Raw genomic sequence first — 466 nt, forward strand, 5'->3', positions numbered from 1 at the left:
GTTTGTCCTTGTTAATTTTATCTAATGTAATTTGTATGAAAGCGTCTCTAGAAATAACACCAACAGCTGAAGTTATTGCATTAGTCATTTCACTAATAATAGTGTTTGTTTTACTTTTAAATCTTCTGAACAAGTGTAATTTATCATAGTGACTATCGATAATACTAAATAATTGCACATTGATATTGTTTATATTTGATAATTTGTAATCTGCTTCAACTACACCGTTAGTAATTTGAATATCAACAAAAAGATATTGAATTGATGGTAATGCATCTGTGTATAAATTTAAAAATAGCCTATCATTATTGTTTTTAAACCTATCTAATTTATATCCATTACATTCTGAACATGCTGGTAATAAGTTTTTAGGATTTACTGCAAATTCAGAAAACTCATTTTTTGGAACAATATGATCTAAAGTGTTAGCTGAATTTATTGTACAATATTGGCATACAGGAGATAC

General features: G+C 26.6%; 1 protein-coding gene. It reads right to left on the minus strand.

The window, feature by feature from the left end; genetic code table 11:
- Positions 1-466: HNH endonuclease (locus IAI56_RS15925; protein ID WP_187658788.1), on the minus strand; the 466-nt coding region annotated here is incomplete at both ends.

It is taken from the genome of Flavobacterium macrobrachii (assembly GCF_014486675.1).
Lineage (GTDB): Bacteria > Bacteroidota > Bacteroidia > Flavobacteriales > Flavobacteriaceae > Flavobacterium > Flavobacterium macrobrachii.